This is a genomic window from Peptoniphilus gorbachii, from assembly GCF_016908115.1.
GTDB classification, from domain to species: Bacteria; Bacillota; Clostridia; order Tissierellales; family Peptoniphilaceae; genus Peptoniphilus_A; species Peptoniphilus_A gorbachii.
In genome coordinates, this window is sequence record NZ_JAFBDH010000011.1 from 21,591 (window position 1) to 36,766 (window position 15,176).

Sequence of the window (15,176 nt, forward strand, 5' to 3'; positions counted from 1 at the left end):
ATCACCTAGAACTGAAAATAAATAAAGGCAGATTCAGAAAACTCTGGACCATAGACACCGAAAATTATTATTGCAAAAATAAAGGCAAAGTAAATTAGCCATCTTATAGGAAGAATTATTTTTAAAACTTTTTCAGCTAAATTTATCTTATTGTATTTTAATAAATCAAAGACAAATAAAATAATTATTCCAATTATAAGTGGATAAATATTTGAAATGCCAAAGGAAGTCTTAGAAAGATCCTCCATTATATTTAAAGATCTTGGATTATTTATTATTGCAAGAAGATATTCATTGCCATGATGAATATTTTCTGACCTGAAATAAATAAAGGCAAAGACAACAATTATAAAAGTAAGGATTCGTCTAAGAGTATCAAGTAAAATATTTTTTCTTCTTGATTTTTTATTAATTCCAAAAATATTTTCAAGGACATTGAAAATGCCATGGATAAGACCCCAAAGGACAAAGGAAAGATCTGCCCCATGCCAAAGTCCACTTACCAGAAAGACAAGGATTAAATTAAAATATTTTCTTAGTTTTCCTTTTCTATTGCCGCCAAGGGGAATGTAGAGATAGTCTTTAAACCAAGTGGAAAGGGAAATATGCCATCTTCTCCAAAATTCTGTAATGGATTTAGATAAAAGTGGCTCCTTAAAATTATCCATAAGATCAATGCCAAGTATTTTAGCAGACCCTTTTGCCATAATTGAATAAGAATAAAAGTCGCAATAAATTTGAAGGGTAAATAAAATTCCGGAAATAATTAAAATTTCTCGGGAAAAATTTTTGTAATTTCCAAAAACTTCATTGACGAGGATGGCTGCCCTATCGGCAATTATTAATTTTAAAAACATTCCATAAAAAAATAAAATTAGTCCTCTTACTAAATTGTCATAGGAAAATTTTTTGGGATTTTTTATTTGTGGCAGTAAATTTACACTTCTTTCAATTGGTCCAGCAACAAGTTGGGGGAAAAAAGAAACAAAAAGTGCATAGTCAATAAAATTTTCTTCTGCCCTTATATCTTTTCTATAGACATCAATTGTGTAGCCAAGAGCCTGAAAAGTGTAAAAGGAAATCCCCACAGGAAGGAGGACATCTATTGCAATATTAAAATTTTTGCCAGATAAATTATTTAATAAATCTGCAAAAAAATTAAAGTATTTAAAGACAAAAAGTATTCCTAAGTTTATAAAAAAGCAAAAAAATACAGCAAGCTTCATTTTTTTTATATGCCCTCTGTTTTTTTCAATATAAATTCCCGTTATATAGGTTATAAATATTGAAAAGAGCATTAGGAAGGTGTATTTCACATTCCAAAAACTATAAAAGCTGAGACTTGCTAAGAGCAAAAATATATTTTTGAATTTTTTGCCCAACAAATTGTAAATAATTACAACTATTGGCAAAAATATTAAATATTCAAGTGAATTAAAAAGCATAAAATCCTCCAATCATCTTATAATATAGCAAATGATGGAGGATTTCAATAAAATATTATTTACTTAATAGGCTAATTTTGTACTCTCTAGGAGTTTTTCCAGTGTATTTTTTAAAAGTCATAGTAAAATGTGGTTGTGAGGAAAATCCACATTCATAACTTATGTATTCTAAAGTCTTTTTGTTTTCTAAAAGAAGTTTTTTTGCCCTATTTGTCTTTAAAGTATTTAGATATTGGCAAAAAGTGAAACCAGTTTCTTCTTTAAATAGGGAACAAAGATAATTTTTAGATAGATGAAGTTTTTCAGCCAAATCTTCTAAATTCAAACCTAAAGTGTATTCTTTATTTATAATTTTTAGGGCTTTATCAATAATTTCGTTTCTTGAAAAATCCATTTCGTCAAGAAGAGAATTGGCATAGCCTTCTATTAAATCTTTTGCAATAAATTTAAGATCATTTTTATCCAAGACCTCATTTAATTTTAAAGTATAATTATCGTGTAGATCCCTTAAATCTTTATTGTATGTAATTAAAAAATATGTATAAAGAAAAGTATTTAAGTCATCAATTTGCTTTTTCATATCTTGAAGACTTTCCTTTAGTGAGTTTTTTGAAATATCTTCAAAAAGTTCATGAGCACAAGTTATACATTCAGGCTTTGCCTTCTCTGCAATAGTAAGATAGTTTGTCATAATTTCTCCTTTTAAATTTTTAAATTATATTTTATGTTTAGTTTTTTTTGTCTATTTTTTTAAATTTTGATATGTATTATCTTTAAGACAATTATATGATAAATGATACCAAATATCAACTAAAAATTTATAATATTTTTGCAATTTTAGACTTTTTGTTGTAATATATTGTCCTTGCGAAAATTTATTAATTATATAGATAAAAAATTTATTAAGGAAAAATATAAAAAATTTATTAATGAGAAAATAAAAAACTTGCTAATAATAAGAAAAAAATTAAAAAAATAAATTAATTTATATGGCAAAATTAGTATAAATATGTGTCAATTTTTTTTAAATAGAATATAATGAAAGGGGAGGGATAACTGTGACAATTTCAAAGAATAAAATGATTGAACTTGAAAAGAGAACAATAGAAGAATTTAAAATTGATTCTCTTATTTTAATGGAAAATGCAGGAATGGGAATTTTTCGTGAAATTAATCAGTATGATTCCTTTACGATAATTTGCGGTAAGGGAAATAACGGCGGTGACGGACTTGTCATTGCAAGACATTTAATTCTAAGTGGAAAAATTGTTGAAGTTTTTGTAGTTGGCGACAAAGAAAGCCAAGAATTTTCCAAAAATTTAGAAATAATAGAAAAACTTACAGATGTAAAATATATAAAAGACAATAATTTTGACGAATTAATTGAATCCATTGAAGTAAATGAAATTACTGTAGACGCAATTTTTGGCACAGGACTTAATAGAAAATTAAATAAATTTTATAGATCTTTAATTGATGCAATAAATCTTCATGGAAATTATGTAATTGCAGTGGACATACCTTCTGGCATGGACGCAGATACGGGAGAAGAATACGGCAACTGTGTGGCATGTAATGTTACCTACGCAATATCCGATATAAAAAAGGGAGAGCTTCTAAATAGCAATGTAGGAGAGCTTAAAAAAATATATATTGGCATTGTGAGGTACAAAGATGAGTAAAAAAATTAGCAGAAATATAAATTTGACAGAAGGCTCAATTTTAGAAGGAATAATAAAATTTGCAATTCCACTACTTTTAACTAACTTTTTGCAACAGCTTTATAATACTGCCGACTTAATGATAGTTGGTAGATTTGCAGGGAAAAATCCCATGGCAGCAGTTGGTGCAACTGGACCAGTTTCAAACTTGTTAATCGGACTTTTTTTAGGACTAACTACTGGGGCATCTGTAATAATTTCCCTTTATTATGGATCAAATGATAGAGAGGCCTTAAAAAAATCTGTAGGTTGTTCCTATTTTCTTGGTTTTATGTCTGGACTTGCAATTACAATTTTTGGTTATTTCTCAACGCCTTTTTTCTTAAAAATAATGGATACGCCACCAGAAATTCTTCATGACGCAACTATTTATATGAGAGTTTTCTTTATGGGCACTGTTCCAATTTTAATTTACAATATGGGCGCATCTATATTAAGGGCAACTGGTGACTCAAAAAGACCTTTTAACTTTTTATGTGTATCAGCCCTTGTAAATATTGTATTTGACTTAATATTAGTTGGCTGGCTGAAGATGTCAGTTTTAGGTGCAGGCCTTGCAACTCTTGCATCACAAGTTGTATCAGCAATTCTTGTAACTTATTCACTTTTAAAGACTGATGGATCTTATAAACTTAGAAAAGAAGAGATAAAACTTCACAAATATGAAGCAAAGAGAATTTTTGAAATAGGTATACCTACTGGAGTGCAAACAGCATTATTATCCTTTACAAATGTAATCTTCCAAGCGAAAATAAATTCCTTTGGACCAGATGCCATAGCAGGTGTTGCAGCTGAAGGAAGAATTGACGGATTTTTATTTATGTCACTTCAAGCTATCGCCCTTGCTGCCACAACTTTTTCAGGACAAAATTTTGGCGCAAAAAGATATGATAGACTTCGTGAAGGCATTAAGGTTTCACTTTTAATTGTTTTAGGAATTTCAGCAGTTTTGTCAGTGATTTCAATTGTATTTGCAGAACCACTTATAGCAATTTTTAATCCAGATGAAAAAGTAGTTTCTTATGGTTCAGACTTTTTGAAAATAATAAGTCTTGGAATTTGGTCCTTTGGACTATCAGAAACAATTTCTGGTTTTATAAGAGGAAGCGGACACGCCATGGGTCCTATGATAATTTCACTTCTTACAATTTGTATTTTAAGGCTTGTAGTAGTTTATTTTGCCATGCCAATATATAATTCAATAAGAGTAATAAGTATAATCTATCCAGTTTCTTATTTAGCAAACTTTTTGCTTACTGTAATATATTACAAATTTGGAAAGTGGAGAAAAAATATAGAAATGTAAAACTTGGCACCAAAAGGTGCCTTTTTTATTGCAATAAAGTGAAGATTTATTGTAAACTATAATTAAAATATAAAAAGCAGTGATATTATGAAAAAAAAGAGCATTTTTTTAATAAGTTTTTTAATTGCCCTGATTATTTTTGGAGTAAATTCCTTTAGACATTATCCAAAAAAAATTGTAGCAGAGATTCTTTACACCGTTGACGACAGAATTTTTGCCTTTGCAGATGACTATTTAGAAGATTTTGGTCTATCGGAGATTTTTAACCAGATAAAGGCCACAGGCGACTATGGCATAAGATTTAGCAGTGAAAATTATAAGGGCGACAAAGTAAATATTATAAATTTTCAAAGTGCGACAAATAAATCAAGATTTTTTAGTGAGAGATTAGAGAAGGACAAAAAAGTTTATAACTTTGGCGAAAAAATTGTAAATAGCGACGTCTATCTTTATAGAGAAGACTTGGCAAGTTTGCCCCTTTATATTGACAGAAATACAATGGTAAATCTCTCTCGTGATTCCCATGTATTAAGTGATTTAGGCTACGATAAAAATAACAAACAATTATTTCTTCCACCAGTTTCCTTTTCTGAGAAAAATTCTGAACTAAAAAAATATGTGAAAAAAGAATGGACTGGAATAATTAGAAAAACCCATGTAAAAAACATTTCAAAAAATAAATTTGAAATTAAAGTAAAATCAAAAGATTTAAAAAGACTTATGGACAAAACTTTAGAATTTTATGAAAATGAAAATTATTTTCCCTATACTTATGTAAGTCAGCTTTTGAAAAAGGAATTTGCCAATATTTCACAAGATTTAAACAAAAGAAATGAAATAGTTTTTTATATGGAAACTGATGATGACAAAAATCTTTTAAAATTGCAGTCTGATGACAAAAAATACAGCCTAAAAATAAAAAAGGTTTTTGAACTAAAAGTTCCCCACAGACATATTTATATTGAGCATGAAGAAAATAAAAATCTAAAGACAATTAAGGGAAAAATTAATGATAGAGACTTTAGGATGAGCTATTATCCAAAAAATAAGTATTTAGTCTATCACGATGAATTAACTCACATAAATGCAAGATTTTATAATTTAATAAAGTCCAAAAAATTTAAAGTAATTGCAGATATTGAGGGCAGCGCCATAAAAAAAGTAAACTTTAATTTTTACACAGAGCCAAAAAAAATAGAAAAAGAAAAAAATTATATAGAAATTTTAAAATTAAGTGAAGAAGATTGGAAGAAATTAATAAAAGGAGAAGAAAATGAAAGATGATTTTAACAATAAGGAGAAATTAATTTTTAGAATTTTAATTGACTCCTTAATTGTAGGGGCCTTTGCAGGACTTTTTTCAGTATTATATAGATTTGTAATTATGAAAATGGATTTTTACAGAAAATTCTTATACAGAGATTTTAATATAAAATCACTTGTGATTTTAATTATCCTTGCATCTCTAGTATCTTTTATAATTTATTGGCTCTTAAAATGGGCGCCTCTATCAGGTGGAAGTGGAATACCACAAATTCGTGGAGAAATCCTTGGCAAATTTAAAATGGATGAAATTCCAACTCTTGTATCAAAAATCCTAGGTGGAGGACTTGGAAATCTCATGGGATTTTCTTTAGGAAGAGAAGGTCCATCAATACAAATGGGTGGTGCAGCAGCAAAATTTATAGGAAAGGCAATAAAAAGGCCTCCCGATGAATTAAAATACATGATAACAGCAGGCGCAGCAGCAGGACTTGCCGCAGCCTTTAACGCGCCAATGGCAGGTTGCATCTTTGCCATAGAAGAACTTCACAAAACCTATTCAAAATTTGTTCTCTTGCCAGCACTTATAGCATCAATTACAGCAAATTACCTATCTTTTGTAATAATGGGATCAGAAACATCTTTTTCCTTCTTTGCAACAAAATCACTTCCCATGACTTTAATTTGGGTGGCAATATTAATTGGAATCTTAACAGGTTTAATTGGTGGACTATATAACTTCCTCATTACAAAATTTCAAGATTTATTCAAAAAAATAAATTCACAAATTTTAAAATACGCACTATTAATGGGCGTGACAATTTTAATTGGATTTATGTTTTTTGAAGGAACTGGAGGAGGACATGGACTTCTTGAAAAAATGGCAAAGGAACATTTTGCAGTTAAATACATTTGTGCAATCCTTATTATTAAATTATTTTACACAACATTTTGCTATGGATCAGGAGTTCAAGGTGGAATATTTTTGCCAGTCTTAGTAATAGGAGGATCTTGCGGAGCTCTTATTTTTGCCCTTTTAGAAAATAAATTTGACTTAGATCCTTATTATGTCAACTTTATAATTCTTGGCATGAGTGGAATCCTTGCATCAGTAGTGAGAAGTCCCATACTTTCAGTAATATTAGTATCAGAAATGACAAAGACTTTTGAGCATTTAATAGCACTTTCCATAGTAGTAATTGTGTCATATTATGTAGCAGAATTATTAAAAGTTGCCCCAATTTACGATACACTTTTTGAAAGACAATTAAGGGATAAAAATTTATTAAGTCCAAAGGAAAGAGAACTTGGCGACTACTCGATTTTTGAATACACAATAACTGACGACTTAAAAATAATAGGAAAGAGCCTTAAAGAAATAAATTTCCCAAGACATTTAATAGTAATGTCAATAGAAAGAGAAGGTACTGAAATAGTGCCAACAGCAGATGATAAAATTCTTTTAGGCGATAAAATCACAGTCCTAATAAGGGCAGAAGACGCCCTAGAAATAGACAGATTTTTAAAAAATGAATAAATTTTATGTCAGGGCTTAGGCTCTGGTATTTTTTTATGATTCTTATATTTTTTCAAAATAAAAAGTGCAAGATTTTATTTTCTTGCACTTCTTTCATTGTAAATTTTTCTTTAAATTATTTTTGAAATAATTTATATTCAAATTAATTTACAGACTTTCTAAATATTTTTTTACTTGGGGACCTACATAGGCTCTATCTTTTGTCAAAAGGATTGGTCTTTTTACTAGCATGCCGTCACTTGATAAAAGATCATAAATTTCTTCTTCTGTCATGTCTTTTTTCTTGTCCTTTAGTCCAAGCTCTCTATATCTTATGCCAGATGTGTTAAAGAGTTTAAAGATGTCAATTTCTGCCAAGTCTTTAATTTTTTTAAGTTCTTCGACAGAGAGAAGGTCCTTGTCGATTTCTCTGTAATCGTAAGAAATATTTTTTTCTTCTAATAATTTTTCTATATTTTTGCAAGTGCTACATTTTTTGTAGCCGATTAATGTGTTCATTTTTAGCCTCCTTTAAGTAAATTAATTATACTACAAAAAATAATAAAAAATTTTTAAAAATTTTTATAAAAAGTGTTTACATTTTAATTTAGTGTGGTATAATATTAATACCAAATAAGATTAACATAATAAAGTAAAAAGAATTATTGTGAAGTTACTTATTTGGAGAAACATGACAATTCCATCCAAGATCAGTAAAAATGTTTTTGATTTTTATTAATTTTACAAGTTTTGACTTAAAATGCCAAACTTTTATATAAATCGAATAGTTTTTAATGGACGAAAAATAACTTTAAATAGTATAACTTTTAAAATAAGTGATGGTAAATAGTTTGTTTGAAATTACTCTTAGTTTTTATATAAGATGGTACGCAGACTTAGAGTTGGGACTGCGAGAAATATCAATTTTATATAGGCCTTTGGTAAAATAAGAATAAAGGTGATAGTAGTGATTGAACCAAAAAATTTAAGTTGGATGGAATTGGATATTTAAAAAGAATGTCGTTTATTTAGAAAATAAAGGCATTCTTTTTTTGTGTATTTTATTTTAAAATTCTAACTTAAATAAATTTTTAGAATAAAATTTTTGCCATGAAAATAAATTCATAAATTTTTCCTGATAAATTATAGAAAGATTTTTACTACATAAAAAATTTTCACCCTAAAATTTTAAATCCCTTGCAATAAAAAACTGACCTCCTTAAGTTGGTTTGTTAGTCCAACTTTTGGGGGTCAGTTCAAATTCGTGACGATTAATTTTTTATTATTTATTTAATATTTTTGCAGCCATCTCTTTTCCAAAGTCAATTAATTTTTTGATTTCTTCTTCTGTTGCTGCACCTTGGATTTCAAGTTGTGTGTCTAGGACATCGTACTTGCCATCTTCCATGTATTTCTTTAGAGTTTTTAAAGCTCCACCAGACCAGGAGAAGGATCCAAAAATTCCCCAATAATTATTTTTCATTCTTTGGTGAGAAACTTCTGTCATTAAATAATCCATTGGTGGGAATAAATTGTTGTCGTAAGAACATGATCCTATGATTACGCCCTTGTATCTCCAGATATCAGATAAAAGATAGGAGTTAGATGTCTTTGTGATGTCTCTTATTTTTATATTTTTAAGTCCGCCTTCAGAAAGACCTCTTGCCACAGCTTCTGCCATCATTTCTGTATTTCCATACATTGAACCGTAGATAACAACGCAGCCGTCAATAGTTTCTTGTTTAGCAAGAGAAGTGTAGATGTCAATTATTTTCTTAGGATCTTCTCTCCAAATAGGTCCGTGATCTGGGCAAATTAACTGTATGTCAAGATCAGCTAACTTATTTAAAGCTTTAAGGGCTTGTGTAGCATATTTTCCAACAATATTAATAAAATATCTTGTTGTTTCTTCGTGGTAGTGAGCGTCATATTCTATTTGATCGTCAAAAATTCCACCATTAAGAGTTCCAAAACCACCAAAAATATCTTGTGAGAAAAGTGTCTTTGTAGTTTCTTCATAGGCTACCATAGATTCAGGCCAGTGAACCATTGGAGTCATGTAAAAAGTATATTTTTTATCTCCAAGTTCTAGTGTCTCGCCATCTTTAACTTCTATGATGTTGTCTGTAATTTCATAGAAATTATTTAACATGGCAACGGCTTTTTTATTTGTAACAAGTTTTGCATCTGGATAAATTTCCAAAATTGATTTAATTGAAGAAGTGTGATCTGGTTCCATGTGATTAATCATAATGTAGTCAATTTTTTCGCCTTCGCCTACAATTTCATTTATTTTTTCCACATAAGAATCAATTGTGTTCACTCTTACTAAGTCGAAAAGTACATTTTTTTCGCCCTTAACTAGAAAAGAGTTGTAGGCAACTCCTTTTGGTAGGGGCCACATTCCTTCAAATAGTTCAGTTTTCCTATCATTTGTGCCTATATAATAAATGTCTTTTTTAATAGGCACTGACAATAAATTTTCCATAAAATCCTCCTTATTTTTTAAATTTTTTATTTTGACAAATTTTTTCACAAGCCTTTAAGTTTTTTATTTAAAAAATTATAACTTATAAAAATTCTCAATAAAATTCTAAAAAGTCGTGTCTTTCGCCCTTTTCTTTAAATCCTAAGATTTGTTCCATATTTACATTTTCAGTTGCACGAAGAATATTTATGTCTACATTTTTGTTTTCTTTTTTTAATTCTTCGATTAAGTCCTTTATAAAAAATCTCTTGTTGCCAGATTTTTTTTGCGTAACAGTGCAGGCACAGTCAAGAGCAGATAGTCCAGTTGACTTCATAAAGCGAATAATAGCTTCTTCTCGAACTAGATACATGGGTCTAATTAGTTCAAGACCCTCAAAATTTTGTGATTTTAATTTTGGCATCATAGTTTTAAAGTCGCCAGCATAAATTATATTTAAAAGTACAGTCTGAATGACATCGTCAAAGTGATGACCTAGAGCAAGCTTATTGCAGCCAAGTTCTTTAGCTCTATTGTATAAATTTCCACGGCGCATTCTTGCACACATATAACAAGTCGAGCCATTCACTGACATTTTTTCTGCAACGGAAAAAACATCAGAGTCATGAATTTTTACAGGTATGCCAAGCCTTTCGCAGTTAAATTCAAGCCTCTCTCTATTTTCAGGAAGATATCCTGGATCCATTGCAATAAATTCTAGGTCAAAGGGGACTTTGTTGTGTCTTTTTAATTCTTGTAATAATTTTGCAAGAGTAAGGGAGTCCTTGCCACCAGAAATTGCAACGGCAATTTTATCTCCTGGACTAATTAATTCATATTTATTTACGCCTTGCACAAATTTTTTATAAATATCACGTCTATAAGTTTTTATAAGGGACCTTTCTATGTCCACAGTGCTTTTTATTGTTTCCAAAAAAATTTCACCTATACCAATCTAATTTCATTATAACACAGTTATTTTCTATTTTTAAGCAAATAGAATTTGTAAAGAGCTTAAAAATTTTTATAAGCTCAAAACTACTGCTTAAAGATTATAACACAATGAATTTTCATGTAAAATCAAATATAAGCCATAAAATCGCATAGCCATATAATTATCAAAAAGGATCTCAATGTGATATAATCTATGTAATTAATTTAAGGGGCTCTACTTATGTAGAGAGAAGAAAAGGAAGTATTAAAATGGTAAATTATAATGTTAAAAAAAATTTCACCCTTCTTGTGGATTTTTATGAATTAACAATGGCAAATGGATTTTTTAAAGAAGGCATGAGAGATAAAACTGTCATATTTGATATGTTTTTTAGAGAAGTACCTGACAATGGAGAATACACAATAGTTGCAGGTTTAGAACAATTAATCGAGTACATGGAAAATCTTCACTTCTCTGACGAAGACATAGAATTTTTGAGAGACAAAAATATTTTTGATGAAGAATTTTTAGATTATTTATATAATTTTAAATTTCAATGTGACGTCTGGGCAATGCCAGAGGGAACTCTTGCCTTTCCTGGGGAACCGCTTATGACAGTTAGAGGTCCAGCTATACAAGCGCAAATGCTTGAGACAATGGTTCTTTTAACATTAAATCATCAATCCATGATTGCAACTAAGGCATCAAGAATTGTAAAACAAGCAAAGGGAAGACCAGTTGTTGAATTTGGATCAAGAAGGGCTCAAGGTTATTCTGCAGCAAATTTAGGAGCAAGAGCTGCCTATATTGGTGGCTGTGCAGGAACTGCCAACACCTTATCTGATAAAATGTTTGGTGTGCCAGCTCTTGGCACCATGGCACACTCTTGGGTTCAAATGTTTGATTCAGAACTTGAAGCCTTTAGAGCTTTTGCAAGAGTTTATCCAGACAATTGTTTACTACTTGTTGACACTTATGACACCTTAAAAGAAGGCATACCTAATGCCATAAAAGTTTTTGATGAAGAAGTCATTCCTCGTGGATTTAGACCAAAGGGAATAAGAATTGACTCAGGAGATATAACTTACATTTCCAACAAGGCTAGAAAAATGCTTGACGATGCAGGTTATCCCGATGCTCAAATTATGGCATCAAATTCTCTTGATGAATACACAATAAGGACCCTACTTCACCAAGGGGCAAAGCTTGATTCCTTTGGAGTTGGCGAAAGACTTATTACTTCCAAATCATCTCCAGTTTTTGGCGGAGTTTATAAACTTGTTGCAACTGTAAATGATGATGGGAAAATTATTCCAAAGATAAAAATTTCTGAAAATGTTACAAAAATTACTACTCCAGGTTTTAAAGAACTTTACAGATTTTATGAAAATGAAACAGGAAAGGCGATGGCAGATGTAATTGCCCTAAGAGATGAAGAAATTCCTGAAGATAATTATGAAATTTTCCATCCAGTTTACACATGGAAGAGAAAAACTCTTACTAATTACACAGCCAAAAAAGTTTTAGTTCAAATTTATGACAAGGGAGAACTTGTATATAAACTTCCAAGTCTTGAAGAAATTAAGAAAAAAGCTGAAAGAGAACTTGACACTCTTTGGGAAGAAACAAAGAGACTTGATAATCCAAATGAATACATTGTGGACTTATCTGAAAAACTTTGGGAAGTTAAGGACACTCTTTTAAAGAAACACGGTAAAAATTAAAAAATAGAAGGGGAGAAATATGCAGTATTACGGAAATGTTTTTAGACCGCCAAGTGAGGCAAGGTCTTTAATTGTTCAGGCAACAGTGGGATGTTCCCACAATTCTTGCACATTTTGCTACATGTATAAAGATGACGACTTTAGGATTAGACCTCTTGAAGATATAAAAAAAGATTTAATTGAAATGAGTTCCTATAAAGATTATTTTGAAAGGATTTTTTTGGCAGATGGAGATGCTCTAGTCTTAAAGACAGAAGATTTACTTGAAATTTTAAAAACTATAAAAGAATATTATCCCAATGTAAATAGAGTTTCATCCTATGCAACTGCACAGGACATCAACAGAAAATCTCTTGAAGAATTAAAGACTTTAAGAGAAGCAGGACTTGAAATGTTATATATTGGTTTTGAAACTGGAGACGAAGACCTCCTAAAAGAAATCAAAAAGGGAATAACTTATGATGAATATGTCTCTGCAATGAAAAAGGCAAAGGAAGCAGGTTTTAAAACTTCTGTCACTATTATTGCAGGCCTTGGTGGAGTTGATGGAATGGAAAAAAATGCAGTGGGAACTGCGAAGCTTATCTCTGAAACAAAACCAGACTTTTTGGGATATCTTACAATGAGAATTTATAAGAATACACCTCTTTATGCCGATTATATTTCTGGCAAATTTAAAATGCCTGATGCAGGAGAAATTTTAGAGGAAATGAAAATATTTTTGGAAAATGTGGATTCAGAAGGCACAGTTTTCAGGTCCAATCACGCATCAAACTATGTCCTACTTGCAGGCAACTTAAATGAAGATAGAGAGACTCTTATAAAGGCCATTGAAAAAACTTTAAAAAAGAAAAATTTCAGACCTGATGTATTGAGAGGTTTCTAAATTGGATAAAAAAGATTTAAAAAATAATGAAGATGGAAAAAATTCTAAGAATTTAAAAATAGAAGAGCTTTCCAAACACCAAAATAGTGGCGTTATTTCCTTTACAAAAGATGAAGAAGAAAAAGCTCTTGCAGTAAATCCTATAAGATTTTTACTTCCCCTAGATTATAATAAGCTTACTCCAAAAGAGGAAAAACTTGAAATTGACTACAAGGAAAAAGACCCTGAAAGCAACAAGAACTTTGAAATAATTATGGAAGTAAATCCTAATATTTCTAATGAGACAAAAAAGAAAAAAATAAAAAGAGAAAGAAATCTGCCAATGATTTATAATAAAGAAAATTTAGAAGAAGATACCCTTGGCTTAATTGACGATTATGCCAATATATTTTCAAGGCAGATGAAACTTATAATGGATTTTTCTGAAATTTACATGAAGACAATGACCAATATGCAAAAATCAATTTTTGAAGATTATTTTAAATTTCTAGATGATTTTTCAAAGAAATAGAGGAGAAATATGGAAGAAAAAAAAGAAAATAGAGAAAAAATTAATAATCCCTTAAATAAACTATCCTTTAAAAACGAAGTTTATAAAAAAGTTTTTTTAATGGGACTGGCACTTTTATTTGTTGCCTATTTATTTTTAAATAGCAAAAGTATTTTTACAGGCTTTGGAGTCTTACTTGGTATACTGGCACCCTTTATACTTGGTGGAGTAATTGCCTTTATTATGAAAATACCTCTAAATTTTTTAGAGAGAAAAGTTTTTAGCAAGGTAAGAAATGAAAAATTTCAAAAACACAAGAGGACAATTTCTATTGCAATTTCCTTTATATTTATAATACTTGTATTTTTTCTTATTACTGCAATAATTGTGCCACAGCTAATAAATTCCTTTGATGGACTTAGAAAGTCCCTACCTAGCTTTTTACAAATGGCAATAGATAAGACTAGAGAAGTACCTTACCTAAATAATTATTCAGATAAATTGCAAAGTGAATATGATAATTTAAGCTGGAATGAAATATTTAATAGAATTAAAGGATTTGTAACATCAAGCGACAATTCATCACAAATACTTAACGGCGCACTTTCCACTGCATCAAGTATTTTAGGTGGACTTGTATCTTTTATGCTTGCCCTAATTACATCAATTTACATCTTGGCAGACAAGGAAAGACTAGGCTATCAAGCTACAAGAATTTGTTATTCCTTCTTTAATAATAAAGTTGCAAATAAAATAATTCATGTAGCTCATCTTCTTCACGAAAACTTTTTTGGTTTCATAAGAGGACAGCTTACAGTTTCAACTCTTATAGGTATTGCGACCTTTGTGGCTTCCTTTGTTTTAAGGATTCCCAATGCTGCAACTCTTGGTGTAATAGTTGGTGTAACAGATCTTATTCCAATTATTGGACCCTTCCTTGGTGGAGCAATGTGCTTTATCATGATAGTAATAGAAGATTCCACAAAGGCTCTTATGTTTTTAGTCTTAATTGTAATACTTCAACAAGTAGAATCAAACTTAGTTTATCCAAAAATTGTTGGAGACAAAGTTGGACTTCCTTCGCTTTGGACTCTTGTTGCCATTACAGTGGGTGGATCTCTTTTTGGAGTAGTAGGAATGTGGGCATTTATTCCACTTGCATCAACTCTTTATGAATTAATGAGAGAGTACACAAAATATAAAATTGACGAGAAAAATTTAGATTTAAGAATGAAAAAAATTTAAAAATCATAAAAATTGAAGACAAAGAAAAAACTGCTTGGAGAAAATGATGTGTACCCATAAAACTGGACACAATATTTAATTAACTAATTGTAGTGGATGCTAACCTATACTTTGTAGGTGGCATCCATTTTGTTTTTGATTGAATTCTTTCATTATTGTAATAATCAATATATTCCTCT

14 protein-coding genes are annotated in these 15,176 nt (G+C 30.0%); 8 read left to right on the plus strand and 6 right to left on the minus strand.

Annotated elements, in window-relative coordinates; genetic code table 11:
* Positions 1 to 5: 5 nt before the first annotated feature.
* A complete protein-coding gene (locus tag JOD41_RS08335) occupies positions 6 to 1,445 on the minus strand; it encodes an MBOAT family O-acyltransferase (protein ID WP_205052431.1) in 1,440 nt (479 codons plus the stop codon).
* A gap of 55 nt (positions 1,446 to 1,500) precedes the next feature.
* Complete coding sequence (locus JOD41_RS08340) at positions 1,501 to 2,136, minus strand: helix-turn-helix domain-containing protein (protein ID WP_205052432.1); 636 nt, start codon at positions 2,134 to 2,136, stop codon at positions 1,501 to 1,503.
* A 367-nt stretch (positions 2,137 to 2,503) separates the two neighbouring features.
* Between JOD41_RS08340 and JOD41_RS08345 the strand changes: the two genes are divergently transcribed.
* The 4 genes from JOD41_RS08345 to JOD41_RS08360 all read left to right on the plus strand — a co-directional run bounded on the left by JOD41_RS08345 (position 2,504) and on the right by JOD41_RS08360 (position 7,272).
* Entirely contained in the window at positions 2,504 to 3,127 is a 624-nt protein-coding gene (locus tag JOD41_RS08345) for an NAD(P)H-hydrate epimerase (RefSeq protein ID WP_205052433.1), read from the plus strand.
* Positions 3,120 to 4,472 (plus strand): MATE family efflux transporter, encoded by a 1,353-nt coding sequence (locus JOD41_RS08350; RefSeq protein WP_205052434.1) that lies wholly within the window; start codon positions 3,120 to 3,122, stop codon positions 4,470 to 4,472. Before JOD41_RS08345 ends, JOD41_RS08350 begins: the two co-directional genes overlap by 8 nt.
* An 87-nt stretch (positions 4,473 to 4,559) precedes the next feature.
* The gene (locus JOD41_RS08355; RefSeq protein WP_205052435.1) at positions 4,560 to 5,756 is read left to right on the plus strand and encodes a hypothetical protein; all 1,197 of its coding nucleotides are present in this window, start codon (positions 4,560 to 4,562) and stop codon (positions 5,754 to 5,756) included.
* Positions 5,746 to 7,272 carry a ClC family H(+)/Cl(-) exchange transporter gene (locus JOD41_RS08360; protein WP_205052436.1) on the plus strand — a complete coding sequence of 509 codons (1,527 nt, stop codon included), beginning with the start codon at positions 5,746 to 5,748 and terminating at the stop codon, positions 7,270 to 7,272. The genes JOD41_RS08355 and JOD41_RS08360 overlap by 11 nt, the downstream gene beginning before the upstream one ends.
* A 147-nt stretch (positions 7,273 to 7,419) precedes the next feature.
* On the opposite strand, the gene JOD41_RS08365 is transcribed toward JOD41_RS08360, so the two are convergent.
* From JOD41_RS08365 to JOD41_RS08375, 3 genes are all read right to left on the minus strand, one after another.
* Positions 7,420 to 7,770 (minus strand): Spx/MgsR family RNA polymerase-binding regulatory protein, encoded by a 351-nt coding sequence (locus tag JOD41_RS08365; RefSeq protein ID WP_205052437.1) that lies wholly within the window; start codon positions 7,768 to 7,770, stop codon positions 7,420 to 7,422.
* 763 nt (positions 7,771 to 8,533) lie between these two features.
* Positions 8,534 to 9,739, minus strand: coding sequence for an FprA family A-type flavoprotein (locus JOD41_RS08370; RefSeq protein WP_205052438.1), 1,206 nt, complete (start codon positions 9,737 to 9,739; stop codon positions 8,534 to 8,536).
* A gap of 94 nt (positions 9,740 to 9,833) precedes the next feature.
* Positions 9,834 to 10,652, minus strand: a complete 819-nt coding sequence (locus JOD41_RS08375; RefSeq protein ID WP_156700385.1) for a tRNA lysidine(34) synthetase — start codon at positions 10,650 to 10,652, stop codon at positions 9,834 to 9,836.
* Between the two features lie 269 nt (positions 10,653 to 10,921).
* On the opposite strand from JOD41_RS08375, the gene JOD41_RS08380 reads away from it, so the two are divergent.
* Genes JOD41_RS08380 through JOD41_RS08395 form a run of 4 tightly spaced genes read left to right on the plus strand, consistent with a single transcriptional unit; the run spans position 10,922 to position 14,997 of the window.
* Positions 10,922 to 12,376 (plus strand): nicotinate phosphoribosyltransferase, encoded by a 1,455-nt coding sequence (locus JOD41_RS08380; RefSeq protein WP_205052439.1) that lies wholly within the window; start codon positions 10,922 to 10,924, stop codon positions 12,374 to 12,376.
* Between the two features lie 19 nt (positions 12,377 to 12,395).
* A complete protein-coding gene (locus tag JOD41_RS08385; protein WP_205052440.1) occupies positions 12,396 to 13,262 on the plus strand; it encodes a radical SAM protein in 867 nt (288 codons plus the stop codon).
* A gap of 1 nt (position 13,263) precedes the next feature.
* Positions 13,264 to 13,773, plus strand: coding sequence for a hypothetical protein (locus tag JOD41_RS08390; protein ID WP_205052441.1), 510 nt, complete (start codon positions 13,264 to 13,266; stop codon positions 13,771 to 13,773).
* A 9-nt stretch (positions 13,774 to 13,782) separates the two neighbouring features.
* Entirely contained in the window at positions 13,783 to 14,997 is a 1,215-nt protein-coding gene (locus tag JOD41_RS08395) for an AI-2E family transporter (protein WP_205052442.1), read from the plus strand.
* Positions 14,998 to 15,076: 79 nt separating this feature from the next.
* Here the strand turns inward: JOD41_RS08395 and JOD41_RS09335 are convergent.
* On the minus strand, positions 15,077 to 15,176 hold a 100-nt coding region (locus tag JOD41_RS09335; RefSeq protein WP_205052444.1), incomplete at its 5' end, for an IS3 family transposase.